This window comes from Bradyrhizobium niftali (genome assembly GCF_004571025.1).
Taxonomy (GTDB): Bacteria; Pseudomonadota; Alphaproteobacteria; order Rhizobiales; family Xanthobacteraceae; genus Bradyrhizobium; species Bradyrhizobium niftali.
In genome coordinates, this window is sequence record NZ_SPQT01000041.1 from 1 (window position 1) to 17,098 (window position 17,098).

General features: G+C 57.3%; 13 protein-coding genes. 7 read left to right on the top strand and 6 right to left on the bottom strand.

Going from position 1 to position 17,098, the window contains the following annotated elements:
- From E4K65_RS41825 to asnB, 6 genes are all read left to right on the top strand, one after another.
- Positions 1 to 660, top strand: a 660-nt coding sequence (locus E4K65_RS41825) for a transposase (protein WP_209312141.1), incomplete at its 5' end; no start/stop codon positions are given.
- Positions 661 to 1,489: 829 nt separating this feature from the next.
- Positions 1,490 to 3,040, top strand: a complete 1,551-nt coding sequence (locus E4K65_RS41830; RefSeq protein WP_135179072.1) for a hypothetical protein — start codon at positions 1,490 to 1,492, stop codon at positions 3,038 to 3,040.
- A gap of 436 nt (positions 3,041 to 3,476) precedes the next feature.
- Positions 3,477 to 4,634 carry an MFS transporter gene (locus E4K65_RS41835; RefSeq protein WP_167771588.1) on the top strand — a complete coding sequence of 386 codons (1,158 nt, stop codon included), beginning with the start codon at positions 3,477 to 3,479 and terminating at the stop codon, positions 4,632 to 4,634.
- A 635-nt stretch (positions 4,635 to 5,269) separates the two neighbouring features.
- Positions 5,270 to 5,881, top strand: a complete 612-nt coding sequence (locus E4K65_RS41840) for a CDP-alcohol phosphatidyltransferase family protein (protein WP_135179074.1) — start codon at positions 5,270 to 5,272, stop codon at positions 5,879 to 5,881.
- Positions 5,882 to 5,910: 29 nt separating this feature from the next.
- Positions 5,911 to 6,714, top strand: coding sequence for a formyl transferase (locus E4K65_RS41845; protein ID WP_135179075.1), 804 nt, complete (start codon positions 5,911 to 5,913; stop codon positions 6,712 to 6,714).
- A 198-nt stretch (positions 6,715 to 6,912) separates the two neighbouring features.
- Positions 6,913 to 8,805, top strand: coding sequence for an asparagine synthase (glutamine-hydrolyzing) (gene asnB, locus E4K65_RS41850; protein ID WP_135179076.1), 1,893 nt, complete (start codon positions 6,913 to 6,915; stop codon positions 8,803 to 8,805).
- Positions 8,806 to 9,224: 419 nt separating this feature from the next.
- Here the strand turns inward: asnB and E4K65_RS41855 are convergent, their stop codons facing one another.
- The 6 genes from E4K65_RS41855 to E4K65_RS41880 are packed head-to-tail and all read right to left on the bottom strand — an operon-like array spanning position 9,225 to position 15,344.
- Positions 9,225 to 9,956, bottom strand: coding sequence for a peptidase C39 family protein (locus tag E4K65_RS41855; RefSeq protein WP_135179077.1), 732 nt, complete (start codon positions 9,954 to 9,956; stop codon positions 9,225 to 9,227).
- 9 nt (positions 9,957 to 9,965) lie between these two features.
- The gene (locus E4K65_RS41860; RefSeq protein WP_135179078.1) at positions 9,966 to 10,871 is read right to left on the bottom strand and encodes an ABC transporter permease; all 906 of its coding nucleotides are present in this window, start codon (positions 10,869 to 10,871) and stop codon (positions 9,966 to 9,968) included.
- The gene (locus E4K65_RS41865; RefSeq protein WP_135179079.1) at positions 10,872 to 11,807 is read right to left on the bottom strand and encodes an ABC transporter permease; all 936 of its coding nucleotides are present in this window, start codon (positions 11,805 to 11,807) and stop codon (positions 10,872 to 10,874) included.
- 7 nt (positions 11,808 to 11,814) lie between these two features.
- Positions 11,815 to 12,714, bottom strand: a complete 900-nt coding sequence (locus tag E4K65_RS41870; protein ID WP_135179080.1) for an ABC transporter ATP-binding protein — start codon at positions 12,712 to 12,714, stop codon at positions 11,815 to 11,817.
- Positions 12,715 to 13,845 carry an ABC transporter ATP-binding protein gene (locus E4K65_RS41875; protein ID WP_235885962.1) on the bottom strand — a complete coding sequence of 377 codons (1,131 nt, stop codon included), beginning with the start codon at positions 13,843 to 13,845 and terminating at the stop codon, positions 12,715 to 12,717.
- A complete protein-coding gene (locus E4K65_RS41880) occupies positions 13,788 to 15,344 on the bottom strand; it encodes an ABC transporter substrate-binding protein (protein WP_235885963.1) in 1,557 nt (518 codons plus the stop codon). The genes E4K65_RS41875 and E4K65_RS41880 overlap by 58 nt, the downstream gene beginning before the upstream one ends.
- 244 nt (positions 15,345 to 15,588) lie before the next feature.
- Between E4K65_RS41880 and E4K65_RS41885 the strand changes: the two genes are divergently transcribed.
- Positions 15,589 to 17,079: an alkaline phosphatase family protein gene (locus E4K65_RS41885; RefSeq protein WP_135179081.1), complete on the top strand. Its 1,491-nt coding sequence runs from the start codon at positions 15,589 to 15,591 to the stop codon at positions 17,077 to 17,079.
- The last annotated feature ends 19 nt before the right edge of the window (positions 17,080 to 17,098 follow it).

A 17,098-nucleotide genomic window follows, 5' to 3' on the forward strand; every position in this document is an offset into this window, starting at 1 on the left:
CTGGCGCTGGTGGAAGGGGCGACCGAGAATGCCGCAACGGTTCAGGCCCTGCTGGACAACCTGGTCTCGCGCGGGCTCGACCCGACGGTGCCAAGACTGTTCATCGCCGACGGCGCGAAGGCGCTGTCGAAGGCGATCCGCCGCACCTTCGGTCCGGCCGCTGCGATCCAGCGCTGCCAGATCCACAAGGCGCGCAACATCATGGAACGCCTGCCGAAAGAGCATCATGCGGCCACCCGTCGGGTGCTGCGCCAGGCCTGGGAGCTCGATGACGCCGACAAGGCCGAAAAATTGATCCGCAATTTCGCGCGTCGACTCGACCAGCAATGGCCCGGCGTAGCGGCCAGCATCCTCGAAGGCCTCGACGAAATCCTGACTGTCGTCCGGTTGAAGTTGCCGAAGGAGCTTCGTCGATCGCTCGCCTGTACCAACATCGCCGAGAACATGATGGGCACCATTCGCCGCGTCACGCGCCACGTCAAACGCCGGCGGGATGCCGGTATGGCCTTGCGATGGGTCGCGGCCGGCATGATCGAGGCTAATAAGGGCTTCCGACGATTGAAGGCGCATAACCAATTGTCGGTTCTGCGTGCGGCTCTTCAAGCTCGCCACAATCGCATGACGATCAACCCCGTTGCCCACGTCACGAGGGCCGCGTAACATTCATTCCGGCAACGTCGGCCCGACCTAGTTCAACAGCGATCGGGACATCCCCCCGATCGAGACGGAGCTAAAAGAAGCTTAACCCTATCCATTTTTCGGAGGAAATCAATGTCTCAGAAGAGTATCGAGATGAATACAAGAGGCTCTTAGAGCCATCGGAGCTCTGTCGAGGAAATCACAGAATTCATCTATCGGGGCTCGCCAGATATCGCCTAAGAAACGTCTCGGCCAAGGGGAGACGGACCTCGTCTCAACAGGAGTCGCACGCTGTCGCGGAAGCGGCGAATTTGTGGGCAGTGTGCGCTCCTGTTCTGGCGGCGATTTCGTTAGGTCTTGAGGATGGCAAAGGCCTCGCCAGCGATAAGAGAAACGATACGACGACTCGTCGGGTTTGTTGGGTTCGCGACAGTGTTTCAGCCTGGTTCGCAGAGTCGACCCCACTAAGAAGTGATCGGAAAGGGTTCGCCTGCGCAATCAGCGAACTGGCACGAGTTTTGATGCTTTTCCTTGGCGCGGCAGGAGCTGCCGGCTGGACATCGCGCCCCGGGTTAGCGTCATCGGGGGCAGGGAGGAGGGATGCCAACCTGGCTCAAATCGCACGCGATCGAATGGTTGGCATCGCCGCGTTCACGCTGCCGACGGTGTGCGCGAGCGATTGTCGAGCTCAAGAGAACATGTCGAAAACTAATCCAGTCGCTTTCTTGTGGCGGCGCGAGCTGGCCCAATAGAGTCAGAGTTTGTGCGCGTTCGGGTGTCTCCTATTTACTTGAGCGTCAGCACCGCAGTCGGCTCCGTCTGTTTGCTAAAGAGTTGCAGGAGATGCCTTATGAACTTGGATGTTCATCGCAACGGAACGGCGTATGCCAGCCCCGCCGCGGGTCAAGTGTTGCGCGATCTTGGCGTTGAACCGATCATTAATTGCACTGGTGTGCGTACCTCCTACGGCGGATGCAATCCAACGCGATCTGTGCTCGCCGCAATGGAAGCTTCGGGTCGAGTGTTTGTCATTATGGACGAACTGGCAGAAGCGGTGGGCCGGAAACTGGCGACGCTCACCGGTGCCGAATGGGGCCTCGTGACCGCTGGAAGCGCGGCAGCAGTAAGCCAAGCTGTTGCTGCTTTCGTTGCCGGCAACGATCCGGAAAAGATGCTGAAGCTACCGTCGCATGCCGAGAAGATCGTGGTTGTCGCTGCTGATCAACGGATGGCTTACGAGCATGCAATTCGAGCAGTCGGCTGTATAGTGCTTCCTATCGGTCGAGCCTCAGAGTTGGACCAGCTTCCAATCGAGAACATTGCAGGAATATGCGTCGTTGCCTCAGATATTCCGAAGTCTGTCGTGCTCTTCGAGGAAATCGCTCTGCGCTCCAAACAATTGGGAATCCCGCTGATTGTAGACGCGGCCGGAGCAGCCCCACGATTTCCGAGCGTTTGGCTTCGAAACGGGGCCGATCTGCTGATTCATTCGGGCGGCAAGTATATCCGCGGACCGCAATCTACGGGCTTCTTACTTGGCTCGGAAAGACTATGTAGAGCAGCGTATCTGAATGGACCACCTGGCCAATCGTTTGGTCGGTCAATGAAGGTTGGTAAAGACGAGATAATCGGTGCTTACGTCGCGTTAGAGCAATGGGTAAGGGGAGGGGCTGCTCGTGCGATGGAAAGGTGGCGCGAGTGTATTTCGATAATGAAGCGCGAATTTTTGAGTTTGCCTGGCCTGGCTGTCGAAGAGATGGAGCCAGACGCCGCATTCTGCAATCCACGAATTGCCGTTTCGTGGCAGGCTAAAACGTTCCCAATAAACGCCGACGTGATCGCCAGGAGGCTGGCCACCGGGCGTCCGCGCATTGTGCTGCACGACTGTTGGCAGCGCCCGCAGCGGATCGTAGTCGATCCGACCAATCTGACCAAAGTCGAAGCTGAGATCGTCGGCCGCTCAATCGTTCATGCCATTTTAGGGCCGCCTTTGGCGCCAGCGGCGCCTCAAGAGGCTGGTTTCGAGGAGCTAGCGGGAGCATGGCAGGTCTTTATCGACTTTCTTCACGGTAGCGCTGTCCATGCGTTCATGCTGCTACAGGATCGTCAGAATATTGCGGGCACGCACATCGGCGCTGAGGTCTCGGGTAACTGCCGAGGCAACATAGTTGGGTCGAAATTGAAGCTGTTTTCCCAATTGCCGGGCGATCCCTTGGCCTTGGACTACGAGTTCGAAGGAACGCTTCACGATGGCATTTTGACAGGGGTTGTTTTCTTGGGTGCGTCCGCAGCCAAGTACAGCGGCGTCACCTTTAGGCGACAATTCGGACGTGCGAGTTGGCGCGCCACGCGTACCCTAACAAATCACAGCGATGACGTAAAATGTGCAAGTCGTGGCTAAACGGTTCTCTAAAAAAGGAGTCCGAGCAAACTGGAGATAATCAGGAAGTGTCATCTTCCGAGGACAAACTCAGCCCAGTCTATGCTCGGATACCGTTGATAAGCGTGGCTAAGCTGATTGAACCGTATTTTGTCGCCTCGAAATACATGTGCAGGCCGGCCGCTTCATATGGATGTAGTGCAGACCACGGTTAATAGAGGCCTACGGGGAAGGCGTGTGGCGGAGACGCCACGATTGACACGACCAAACAGCGGTCAAAAGTCGTCTCGCCCCGTAGTTCGTGTCATTCACCATCGCTGGAATAAATCTGTTCGGAGCGAAATGGGAGGCGAGCGGAGCCGATTGCGCGTGATCCGTAGTAGTTGAAGCACTCGATGATATGCGACCCGAATCGAGAAGATCGCCGCCCATCAGGGAGAATGATAGGCTCATCATTGTGGCACTGGGCGGTGCAGGAATTATCAGCTACGGCACGCTTTATTATTGCGTGGCGTCCATTGCAAAAGAGGCTTCCCGTGACCTCGCAGTCACAGAGGAGTGGCTACTCGCTTGTTTCTCCTTTGCCTTGCTTGCTAGCGCGCTGATGTCGCTGGTTGCCGGTCGCTTCATGGACCGATACGGCGCAGGCAAGACAATGAAAGTCGCCTCATTCGTTGGAGCTGCTAGCCTGGGAATTGCAGCAACTTCTTGGAACGCGGTCGTTTTTGCAATTGCCCTATTCGGTATGCAACTTGCGTCGGCATTTCTCTTTTACGAGGCTGCGTTCGTGTTTTTGGTACAGCGAGATGCGGTTCATGCGAAACGGCAAATGGCTGCCTTGACATTGATCGTGGGTTTCTCGTCAACGCTGTTTTGGCCGTTAACCTCGTTGTTGCTCACGTCGATATGTTGGAGGCAAGTCTGTTGGATCTATGGAGGTTGCAATGTTCTCCTCGCCTTCCCTTTAATACAATTGGCTCTTGGGAAGTCCTCCGCAACGCTTGGAGAGCAGAACACGGTCTGTGACTCGCAAGACCAGTCCTCTTCCAAGCCGATTGACCTCGTCCTCATAACGGTAGGCTTCTCACTGACGACATTTGCTTTTTCTGCATTACTCGGTCGAATGATTCCCATCCTTTCGTCAATCGGCTTAGACCTGCAGGAGACAGCCTTGGTTTCCACACTCTTCGGCCCGTCACAGCTCGCAGTACGGTTGTTTGCAGGATGGTTTAGCGAGAGGATATCTCCCATTCAACTCACCATTTTCTCATGCCTTATGCTTTCGGCGGCCACAATCGTCATTGTTCCGGCGTGTCACTCTCTCGTCGGAATTGCAATCTTCGTTGCCTTGGTTGGGTTTAGCTCTGGTCTAAACAGCATCTGTCGAGGAAGCTTGCCGCTGTCAGTCTTCGGGCCGGGCGGGTATGGAACACGAGTCGGATTGATCACGACTTTCCGATTGTCGACGGCGTCGTTTGCGCCGTTCTTCTTCAGCTTCATCCAAAACAACTATGGAATTGGGCTTGCCTTGGGTTCACTAACCGTCTGCGCAGTAGGAAGCACGCTTTCATTCGCATTCGTGGGTGTCCGATCAAAGGCGGAGCCAGGCCAATGAAAAGTGGGCTGATCGGCCTGGTTGCGAGCCCGACGTGAACCGGATCGTCAATAAGTGTTCGCCACCTTAGATCAACGATTGCAAGTGTCTGAGTCTAGGCCATCACGCGGAGCTCGACGTTCGCGCGCATTCTGGAAGCCGTGGTGCGCGCGAGGGGGGATCAACTGAGCGGTCCAACTGCAGCCCCGAATGGGAGACGTATCTCGGCTTCGCCCGGGCCAGAGCTCAAAATGACAGATGTCGCCCCGCTGAGGAGTTGCACGTTGGGATTATCTGGACGCTAGACTTGGTCATCGCGATCGCGACCGCCATTTGCCGCGGTGTTCGGCCCCACTTTGCGTCCTGCCTTGGGCATGTCAACAAGCGCCCGCTGGCGGTCCTTTCGAGGCGATTGAACAGCAGCGGCTATGGGAGAGAACGTCAAGCTGGCCGACCACAGCTCAAGTCCGCCTCGCCCCCACATTTGCATGAAGGGAAGAGCTGCCGTCTTCGCTCGCGGAACCACTAAGCTGACCTACTAGAACCGGTAGATTGCGGACATTTCGGGCCCCGCCCAATTTAAGTTGCGGCCGCCAACCAGCCGCTTGGGCTCAGGTTTCGATCGCTCTCGGCAGAAAGAGCAACATCGAGGTTCGATGATCGCATATTTATCTGACCGCGCAAATGCCGTTACTGCCGTGGGGCTCCTGTGCTGCGGTGCAGCGATGGGGCTCGTGGTCAAAGGACAGTATGAGGTGGCAGTAGCGCTCGGGCTCTGGGCGATCATCGCTGATGATGTGGATGGCGAAATTGCCCGGCGCACCAAAGGTCGAACAATGGCTACCAAGGCCATTGGTAAAGCTCTCGATGCGTTCTCTGACCTCTCGTTTGGATCTGTCATCCCGGCGATTGTCATCGCATCTTTTATCGAGTTTCCAGCATCTGCGGTGTTCACAGCGTTCGTGATGCTGATCGGAGCTCTTCGTCTGGCATATTTTGACTATTTCGGATTGGACGAGCGTGGTCGTTCGACCGGTCTACCTCTCTCTTACGCTCTGCCGATGCTGGCCGCGATCTTGCTGGTTGACCACACTATCGCGCCGCTTGAGTTGGGTGTGGTTCTTCCCGCATTCTTTGTACCGCTATCGTTGCTCCACATCGCCCCGTTCAAGATCAAAGCCTCTGGCAGTCTTGTGCATGTGATAACCATCGGCGTGGCGGCCACTGCGTCTGCCGGATTATTGATGACGAGTAGAGCGGGTCAATAAGCGGGCTTGCAATGTCGTAAGGACCAGAAATGTCGAGCTCAATCAACCGCGTGGTATTTGCCGGCACCAGGGGACTTGCGACCCGCTGTCTTCTGTTCGTCATCGAGACGAGCGGCAAAGACCACATCGCCGGCATTCTCGGCGCTTCCCGGTACGAGAAAACTTGGTGGAGGCACGAAACCAGTGAGGAGCTTTGGGAAGTCGCAGACCGCTTCGGAGTACCCTTTTTCGAGTCGATAGATGATGTTCCTCCTCTCGGAACGTTTCTCGTAAGCGTCATGTGGAACAAGATTTTCCCGCCCCATATCCTCGCACGGTTCGATGGAGGAGGTATCAATCTTCATCCAGGCCCACTCCCTGAATATCGCGGCAGTTTTGCGCGGACACATGCCATACTCAATGGCGAGAAGATCTTTGGGGTAACTGTCCACTATCTCTCAGAGCGGGTCGATAGGGGCGATATTATCGGCGAATTGCGGTTCCCCGTGCTGCCGTCCGAGACAGCCCTCTCTTTAGACACCAGAGCGCAACTTTATGGCTACGCTCTCTTCTGCCAAGTGTGGCTGCGTTTGTTGGACGGATCGGCGACCTGTCGCTCACAAGACGAGTTGATAGCTCAAGAAAAGCGCAAGGCTTGCTTCTATCCCATGCGCACGATGGCCGCACTTCTCGATTCGGCAGACGTTCCACGCAGCGCCGAAGAGCTCGGTCGGCTCTACCGCGCTCTATACCTTCCACCACGCATTGAGCCTCCAAAGTGGCTTGTCGAACGAGTCATGACCAATGAGGTTCGGACCCTCGCTCGGGACGTTCACCTCCAGGGTAAGGTTTGACTCGGCTCGCGCCGCGGAAGCTAGCCCGGAATATGAGATCGCGCTTCGCGAGACCGCGCCAAAGTGTTGCCTGCAAACCTCCGCTCATTGACTGAACGTGGTCTTAGCTCTGGAGGTTGTTTTTGTAGCATCCAGCCTATCGAGAGGCGCCGGCGCCCCGACCGCGTGAGAGCCGGCTGAGCACGCAGGAGGCTAGCTGTGTGTGGGATTTGCGGATTCATCGGACGGGTTACTGATCTGTCAGTGACTGAGCGGAACCTCGCGCGTTGCGCTCAGACCCTGGCCCATCGGGGCCCTGACGCGAGTGGTAGTTGCGTGACCTCTTCCTTTGCCTTTGCGCATCGAAGGCTCGCGATCATCGATCCGGATCCTAGGTCAAACCAACCGTTTCTCGATGCGGAATTCGGCTTGGCCCTCACGTATAACGGGGAGATCTACAATTACCGTGACTTAAGGCGGGACCTGCTCCGGCGCGGATACCGATTTCGCACTGAGTCGGACACGGAAGTACTTTGCAAGGCATTTGCTTGTTGGGGGATTGATAGCGTCAAACGTCTGCGGGGAATGTTTGCTTTCGCAATCTACGATCAAAAGACCGCGACAGCGTTCCTTGTCAGAGATCGGCTCGGAGTCAAGCCGCTATACTACGCTTTCACGGATAATGGCCTTGTCTTTGCCTCACAGCCGTCAGCCATCCTGCAGTGGCCAAGGGTCCGCTCGAAGCTCGATCCGGTTGGGTTATCAGGCTTTCTCTCCTACCGCGCCGTTTTCGGCGAGAGGACGCTATTTGCAGAAATTCGAAAGCTGCAACCTGGCACCTGGCTGAAGATCACGGCTCAATCGCACGAGCATAGACGTTGGTGGGATCCTGCCTGCCTCGATGAGAGCAGTGATTGCAGTTCTCTTGAAACGTTGATCGGCGGCGCCGTGGAGGAACATTTGCTGCCCCATACTCCAGTCGCGGCGCTGCTTTCCGGCGGGCTCGACTCCAGTGTGTTGGCTTTCGAGCTTTCAAGGCGCTCGTCGCAAAAGCCGACATGCTTTACTGGAATCGTAAGCAACGATGTGTACGATGAAAGCCCTTATGCTGTTGAGGTCGCGAAATCTCTCAAGCTTGCCCACGTCTTGGTCCAGCTGCCTGGGGCAACGAGCCTGGATGTCGTTAAGCGCCTTACTGCATTGCGTGGGCATCCAATTGGCATGCACAACGAAGTGGCGATGTATTTGCTTGCGCGAGCGGTCAGCCGCTCTCACAAGGTGCTCCTTACCGGCGAAGGTGCCGACGAGATATTCCTCGGGTATAGCCGGATCTTCAGGTTGTCCTTCGACCTTCGTCGACAGGCGCTGTTGGCCGCGTTGCCAGATGTCATTGGCCGCCCGGCGCGACGTCATCTCGGCCTTCCCAAGTTCAAAGCGAGCGACTTCGAGTTCTTTCTTGCGCGGTACACTTACTTTCCGCAAGCCGAGAAGCTTGGGCTGGCGACACCGGCATGGAGAAAAGACATCGGTCACGATGCGGGGCTCATCGATTGGATGAACAATGCCTACCATTCAGGCGGCGCCACCCCGGTCGAGCGCATAAGGCAATTCTTTGTACGGCATCATCTGCCGGCGCTGCTTGAAATGGTCGACAACACCACAATGGCGGCGGGCGTGGAGTCTCGCGTTCCTTTCACAGACCACCGAATCGTTGCGCTAGCTCTGCGCATGTCGTTCTCAGAACATCTGCGTTGGAAACATGCCCTCGCCCCGTTTCAGGCGGCCTTCGCTCCGATTGAAAAATTTAGCGAAACGCTTGACGTCTCCAAGGCCGCGCTGCGCACCATTTACCGAGATCGTCTACCCGCAAGTGTGCTCACGAGAAAGAAGCTCGGATTTCCGTTGCCGTTAGGTAAGTGGGCGACAGACCAGAGCTCGATGCCGTTTCGGGATTTAGTCTTCAAAGACTCTCCCGCGATCGCTGATTATCTCGATATTGGTGCTCTCCGCCGATGGTATGCACGCCGCTCTCAAGTGGCGAACGATGCATTCGGAAAACAACTCTGGCTGATCTGCAATCTGGAGATCTTCCTTCGTCAACTTTCTTCATAGCTGTTGGTAGGACGGGATGCGGGGTAGCCAAGGCAATCCGGAATGCGGCACCGCTTAGCGGGAAGACGAGCCGATCGGTGTAGAAACAGGAGAATGCCAGCCGCCACAGATGTCTGGATGCGTGATCGCGCTATCCAGTGCGCATGGCGCGTTCTGAAGGGGCTGGAACTGCGCTGAATTACGCCAATGGATTAGGACGCGAGAACGACGTTGACGTTGAGAGCGACCTGTCGTGTTCGCGCGCCCGCGAAAAGCTCGTTTTGACGGACACGCGCAAGAATGCAGGACAGGCCTCATGATGGCTGGTTATGCTGCTGTCGAACTCGGTGTATACCGGCGCTGCCGACCGCAGGCCGCTCGACGGCTCGAGATCGACCTATCCTGGCTATATGTTGGGTTTTTAGCGGCTACCGAATGCATCAGCGTTCGGGACCAGTAACGCCCGGCATGTCAGGCCGAGGTTGATGCTGAGCATAAATCCTGGGAAGCGGAAGCGCGACATTCGACATTTTTGGAAGGCCAGCAAGAATGACAGCCTTTTCCCGGTTAGGGCCGAACTCGGTCATGCTGGCAAAGCTCGCATGATCGACGCGCGTGGCAGCATCCTCCTCGGCGGGATCTTTGAGCGGATCATTGAAGAACACGTAATCGGCGTCCGTCCCAGTCACCACCACCCAATGAGTGATCGTTTTAGCTTCGAACTCAATGCTGACCATCACGATAGGGTACCACCCCACCGCCATCCATTTCGAGAGGTCATCGAGGCTGTAGGTGCCAAGATGGACGGGGATGCAGCGCTGGTATGCTTCGGCTAGATCTCGCTCCTGGAGAATCTGCATCACCTCCACCTCGCCGCCTTGCGAAGCGCGAGACTTAAGAAAAAGCCCGTCATGGCTCACGACAACAAGCGCTGCGAAGCCGCGCCGTTTGAGGGCCAATGCCAGACCAACCGGTCCGCAGCCGCCGTGAATGGTTGTCGCCTCTCGCCAGATCTCGAGTTCAGCTGTTTCAGTCGGCAGATATCGCTCGTCGAGAGCGGACATGACCATCATCAGGGAAGATGGTCCACAGGTGAACTTCCTCTTTTGTCGATACAGAGGAACGTTCCTGACCATGTGATTTGTTGAGCTTTCGAAGTCGGGACGAGACATGACGTCATCTCAGGTGAATGTGAAGGAAGCTGAGCGAGATTCCGTCTGGCGCAGCGCCTCGCTGATTCTCATGAGAGCAATCGCTGTCGCTGCGATGACGAGCCCGGGCGCGAGAGCGATCCACCATGCGGTCATCAGATAGTCTCTGCCGAATCCCACCATATTGCCCAAGCTGGACATCGGCGGCTGTATCCCCAGCCCCAGAAAGCTCAGGGTGCTTTCCAGGAGAACCGTCTCGGTGAGCCCAAGGGTCATGCCGACCACGATGGTCGGTGCACAGGCTGGGAGAATATGCCTTGCGTAGATATGGACCCGCGAAGCGTTATAGGTCCGCGCCGCCGTTACATGGAGCCGGTTGCGGGCCGTCAAAGCAAGCCCCCTCGCGATGCGGGCGTGGCGCTCCCAACCGTGCAGGCCCACAAGACAGACAAAGAGTGCCAGCGAATTGCCAAAGATCGTTATGACAAGAAGTGCGGTCATCATGAACGGCACGGCAGCCTGCATATCGACCAGTGCCATGACTCCCTCGTCGATTAATCCGCCGAGTTCGGCAGCGAGGAAGCCCAACGAAACGCCCAGCAGGGTACTGATGAAGGTCCCGCCCACCGCAACGAGCATGCTGATCTGGATCGAATATATCAAGCGAGCCAGCACGTCGCGACCGAGCTCGTCGGTGCCCAACAAATGGTCCAGCGTGCCGCCGAAGAATAGTGGAGGCGAAAGCCGCGCATCCAAGGAGATCTCCGCTGGATGATAGGGAGAAATCACCTGGGCCAGTGCGGCAATCAACAGACATCCGACGATCCATATCGCGGCAACATAGAGTCCAATTTGGGGTGGCCTACGCAGATCGCGACGGTCTTTCGACGCCCGAACGATATTCCAGGTCCATTCACGCGCCCGGGCGGTGCTCATCTATGTCTCCGAGGATTTCGAGCGCGGATCAAGCCAGGTGTATCCGAGATCGACGGCCAGGTTGGTCATGATCATCGCAGTGCCAGCAAGAAGGACTATTGCCTGCACCACTGGAACATCTCTGTTTCCGACGGATGTGACGAAGAGGTTTCCGATACCCGGCCATGAGAAGACTGTCTCGACCACTGTCGAACCGGTTACCGCTCCGCCGATGAGCAGGCCAAGTATGGTCAGGATCGGCACCGCCGCATTGGGTAGTACGTGGTGTATCAATATCCGCCAGAACGGAATGTCCCGCGCTAACGCAGCCAACACATACCGGCTGTCCAGCGCTTCGCGAACCGCGACCCGGGTGTAGCGGGCAAGCACGGCGGAGCTTGCGGCCGCCATGGTTATTGCCGGCAAAACCAGGCTTCGCCAGCCCTCCGCACCGCCGGTCGGCAACCAATTGAGCTGGATTGAGAACGCCAGCATCAGCACGATCGCCAGGAAGAAGCTGGGAACGCACAGTCCCACGACGGTTCCGATCGTGCACGCACGGCCTATGAAGCTCGACGGAAACACCGCGGCAGCTATTCCTCCCGCAACGCCTGTGACCGCCGCCAAAGTAAGAGCAGAGCAGGTGAGTATCAGCGTCAGTGGAAGGTGGCTGAGGACGACACCGAGTGCATCCTGTCGATAGACGTAAGAGACGCCTAAGCTTCCTCGGACGATGTTATGAAGATAGGCTAGGTATTGTGCCAGGATCGGGCGGTCGAGCCCCAATTCGCCGGAGTATGCGGCCCGCATGTCCGCCGTCGCGTCCGGCCCGAGTAAGACGGTGACCGGATCGCCCGCGCAGCGCATAAGAACGAATACGCTTGTTACCATCAAAACGAGCGTGACCAATGCGCGAGCAATTTTGCTCGCAAATATCTTCTGCGTGTTGCGCCTCATGCCGCTATCACCCCTCCGCCGGCAAGTCGCGACGCCCTATCTGCCGCGAGAAAGGCTTTGAAGGTGATGCCGTTTCAAGGCCAAGCCCAGAATTGGGTACCGCCTCGAGTAGGGACTTCATGTAATCCGTCTTTGGGTCGAGCAGCACCTCATCGCGTGAACCGCTCTCAACGATGCTTCCGCGCTTCAGGACGGTGATCTCTGAGCAGAGATAGGCCACGGATCTGATATCATGACTTATGAATAAGAGGGACAGGCCCCGGCTCTCGCGCAGATCCGACAGAAGGTTCAGGATCTGAGCTTGAACGGTCATGTCGAGCGCGGAGACGGGCTCGTCACAAATCAGAACCTCGGGATCGAGAATAAGCGCCCGCGCTATATTGACCCGCTGCGCCTGTCCGCCGCTTATCTGATGCGGCAATTTGCCAAGGATCTCGCCCGATAGGCCGACGGCCGAAATCGCTGCAGCGAGCCGAGCCTGACACTCGGAAGACTTCATGTTGAAGTTCACGAGCAGAGGCGCGATGATTTGTTTGCCGATCGGGGTAATTGGGTCCAGTGCGTCGAGAGGGCTCTGAAAGACGGGTTGGACACGGAGGCGGAACGCAGCCAATCGATCCGGCCTCAGCAGCTCGCCGTCAAAAAAGATCTGGCCCGATTGTGGCGCTGTCAGCCCAAGCAGAAGCTTCGCAATTGTGCTTTTGCCGCTGCCGGACTCCCCGATCAGCCCATGGGCTTTGCCACGACGGACGATCATGTTGATCTTATGCAGTCTCGAGCCGCCAAGGACCTCCGCAGCGGAGCGCCGAGCAGCCGGGTAGCAAAAATCGACATTGCGCAGCTCGAGAATGGGTTCGGAGGACGCGCGCGCTGTATAAACGTGAGGAGGTTCGATGGACGACGTCATTCATGCCTCCAAGTTGTGGCATGCCACCAGCTGTTGTGCGATGCCCTGCAAGGCGGGCCTTGTGTGCTGGCAAATGTCCAGCGTTCCCGAGCACCGAGATGCGAAATTGCAGCCGGCCTGGCGCTGAGTAGGTTCAGGGAGGCTGCCTGCTGGGCTGTGCAGACGCCGGGGACGACCTGAGAGTGGGGGGACAGCGGAGAATAGCGCGCGCGTATAGGGGTGCAGGGGAGTTCGAGCGGTGAGATCGGCGCGCCCGATTTCGACCAGCTGGCCGGCGTAGAGAACGCCGATTCGGTCCGATCGTTGTAGGGCAATGCCCAGGTCGTGGGTCACAAAGAGGATTGCCATGGCTGAGCGGAGCTGTTCGAGCAAGTCAAGGATCTGCTTTTGCGTGGTGACGTCGAGGGCCGAGGTCGGCTCGTCAGCGATGAGAAGCTTCGGCTTCATCGCCAGCGCCATTGCAATCATGACGCGCTGATTCATTCCACCGGACATCTCGTGCGGGTATTTTCTCATCGTCTCATTGGGGTCATTGATCCCCACATCACGGAGTAGATCTGCAGCCCTTTCGCTCGCCTCTTTCTTGCTCAAGCCATCGATCACCTGGACCGTCTCGCGAAGCTGGAAACCGATGCGCCGAACAGGGTTAAGATATAGACTTGGCTGTTGGTAGATCATTGCACGCTGGCGACGATCGACATCAGAAAGACGCCTGCCTTCGATATGGATGTCGCCGAGACATCTCAGTTCGGAACTTGCTACTCCCATGATGGCCGAACACAGCACGCTCTTTCCGCTGCCGCTTTCGCCGACAAGCGCGAAAAACTCACCCTTCCGCAGCTCGAACTGAACGGCGTCCAGGAGGCGCGTCTCGGGCTGCTCTGCGAGAACAACAGTCAATCCAGTAATGCTAAGAATCGGCGCGCTGCCAGCCGCGATGGCCGGGCGTCCGGCACTCCCGTGCTCAAGGGTTCGAGCATAAGGTGCTTCAAGTGCATGCGAACTGGTTTGGTCCATGATTCCACCTTCCGAGCAGACCATAGTCTTCTGCGTCTGGCCCAGGGCGTTCTCGGCTAAACGTTGATTGCGCCTGGCCGAAAATCCATCAAACCGGTTGGCGTCGGTGTCCACTTGATGTTGGCGCGCTTTCCGAAGAACTCGCCGAGCGAATGGAGCACCGTTCCTGGTGGATCAATCTCGTCGAATATGTCGAGCATCTCTTGATAGGCGGCTCGCCTTTGGGCCGGGTCCTGCGCCGTCAGCAAGGTCGTCTCCAGCACATTGAATCTGTCGTTCCGCCAATACCCACCCCTTTGAAAATTGCTCTGAGACCCCCAGCGCGAGACGAATGATGCTGTGGGATCAGGGTAGTATGTGCCATCGGACGAGTTGTTCACGCCTCGGCCCAGACGGTCTTCGACTTGGGCCCAATTCTCTTTCATTTGGATATCGACGTTCAGGCCGACAGCCCTCCACATTGCCGCGATAGCTTGAGTTTCGATAAGCTCGGCCGTGTAGTAGTTGCCGACTGTTTTGAAAGGAATTGCTGCCCCTTTGTAACCAGCTTCGGCAAGAAGCCGCTTGGCCTCTTCCGGATTGTACCGTGGGATTGGCCGGTCAGGATTGTAGAGAGCGCCGTAAGCAAGGTGTTGATGGGAAGGCGGCACACTGATGCGCTTGCGCCAGATACTATTGACAACGGTCTGCCTGTCGATCGCAAGATTCATGGCGCGCCTCATGCGCGGATCCCGCAGCACCTCATTGGTCGTCGAATCATAGACCAGCGTGCGGAAGGACATCGTGTCGCCTCCAACCACGTCCAGCCGGTTGTCCGCGGCGAGGATATCGAACTGATCCGGCGCTACGGTTGTGATGATGTCGAAGTCGCCAGCGCGAAGGCCGGCGACGCGTGCTGCCGGCTCCCGCACCATCCGAAACTCGATCCCCTTCAGCGGCGGCCTTCCACCCCAGTACCCCTCGTGCGCCTCGAGGCGTATGTAGCGGTTTTCGACGGCCTCAACGACCCTGTAAGGCCCCGCCGCTATGGGAGCCCTGGCCCATTGATCGAATGTCGCCGCCTTCAGATAGGCCGATTTCGAGACGATGCCGGCTCCATAGGAGGTCAGGCGTTTGACAAAGACCGGATCGGGCGCCTTCGTGCTAAACTCGACAGTATGTCGACCGGTTGCCCGCACCCCGCTCATCGAGGGAAAGCTGATCTGGCCAACACCATAACCCGGACTATCCTTTGCGAGCATGCGCTCCGCGCCGAACGTAAATGCGACGTCCTCTGCCGTTAACTCTTCACCATCGTGGAATTGAACCCCTTTCCGCAGGGACACGCGATATTTGGTGTTGTCGAGAGCCTCGATGCTTTCAGCCAACATCGGCCGAATCTGCCCGTCTCGTTGATAGTCGATCGCAAAGAGCTTGTCGTAAATGCTCTCGAGCACCCGAAAGCTCACGAGCGCCGTAGCACGGGGATGGAGCGGATCGAGCTCGACGCGCAGATCCTGCATTGCGATCCGCAGTGCCGTCCGGCCAGCGTCTTGGGCAAAGATAGAGGTCGATGGAAGCAAGCTCAGCCCACCGACCAATTTGAGAACCGTGCGTCGATCACAGGTCTTCATCACACATCTCTTCTTAGTTGCACAAACCATCGAGTGCCGAGGTTCTGAACCATGCAGCTTCGCGTGCTCACGCTCGGGCCGGGCGGACTCGGACAATGGTTTTCTGAGGAGTGGTTCGATTAGTGCGAGATATAATTCACACCTTGTGACACCATCATGACAGACCTAGGTGCCTAGGTAGCTGGACAACGAGGCTGCCGCTCCCGTAGGTTAAGTCTCGGAATCGGAGCTGGAAGGTGGCCGAATGAAATTTGTAATTGTCATGCTGGATGGTCTTCGTCCTGACCAGCTTCACGAAGCAGTTACGCCGAATCTCGCCGAGCTGTCCAAAATCGGCCTTCGACTTGCCCGCCATACCTCATCTTTTCCCAGTGAGACGCGGGTTTCATCGGCCGCGATGGCCACGGGCGGACATAGTTCGGCGCATGGAATCATCGGCAACCGCTTTGTGACGAACGGTCGGTCGATCGACGGATCTTCGCTCTCGGCGCTCTTGACACTCGGCAGCGAAAGCGGTGGCGTCCTCACCGCCACGACGATCGGCGAAGTCTTGGCGGCTCATGGAAGGGCGATGTTGTCGATCGGATCTCAGTCACAGGGTTCTTTTGGACTTTCCAGCTGGGGGAGTTGGCAGGCGGGGGCGCCGGCGTTCTGGGTCCATGACCCGTCAATGTTCGGTGGCAACGCTGCCGTTCGCCGGATTGCGCCGTCGTTTCCGATGCTTCCTCCCGACGAGCGACCGGCGCGTGCGACCATTGAACGCGTCGTCGATCTATTCTTCTCGTTCCTGAAGAAAGAAGCACTTCCGGAGGTCAGCCTGCTCTGGCTTTCCGAGCCAGACATTACATATCACATGTTCGGACTTCAGCATCCTAGAGCGCGTGAGGTGCTCCACGAGGTCGATCGCCAGTTTGGGCGTATTTTCGCTTGGTGGAACGAGAAAGGAGAGCGGGAAGGAGTACAGCTTATTGCTGCATCCGATCACGGACACGCCATCATTGGAGAAAAGGTCTCCGTATTGAAACACCTGCAGCGGTCGGGTTTCAAGGTCGGATACGAACTCACGCCCGACGTAGACGCTGCAATAACCGCTCAACGCGTTGTCAACATTTGGGCCCAGGACAGAGAGGGTCATCTGCTGACAGAGCTGTATCACGCCATGTGCGAGGAGCCATGGTTCGGCGTTGCTTTCTCACGTCAGGCTCCCGATGGCTCTCCACTTATCGCGAGCACCCTTGTGCTTTCGGCTGTCATGGCCGACCACGAACGAAGTGCAGACCTGTCGTTTGTTCTCGCCGATTGCGGCGCGGCTAATCGGAGCGGTTCGCCCGACGCCGTGTACTACGATGGGACCTATCCAATCGGCGTTGGTATGCACGGAGGGCTTTCGGCGCACGAGCTGTCTTCATTATGCATCCTTGCTGGTAATGCCTTTAGAAGCGGAGTTGTTGCTGCCCCAACCAGCATCGTTGATCTGGTACCAACGATCCTCTCCAGCTTGGGACTGCCGCTACCGTCGACGGTGCACGGCCGTATCATCGATGAAGCTTTGCAAGATTGCGAGGACTCAGGCCAGCATGATGTCGAAGATGCGAGCGTCTCAATTGCCTCTTCAGCGCGCCGGTCAACTGTCTTCCGGGACCTTTACCGCCAACGTCTTTATCTGAGGGGGGCGGCCGTAACACGGCTGGCGCAGGTTAAGAATGATAAACCTGGCGCTAATCCGCGCAATTGAAAGCCTGAATCACGGACCA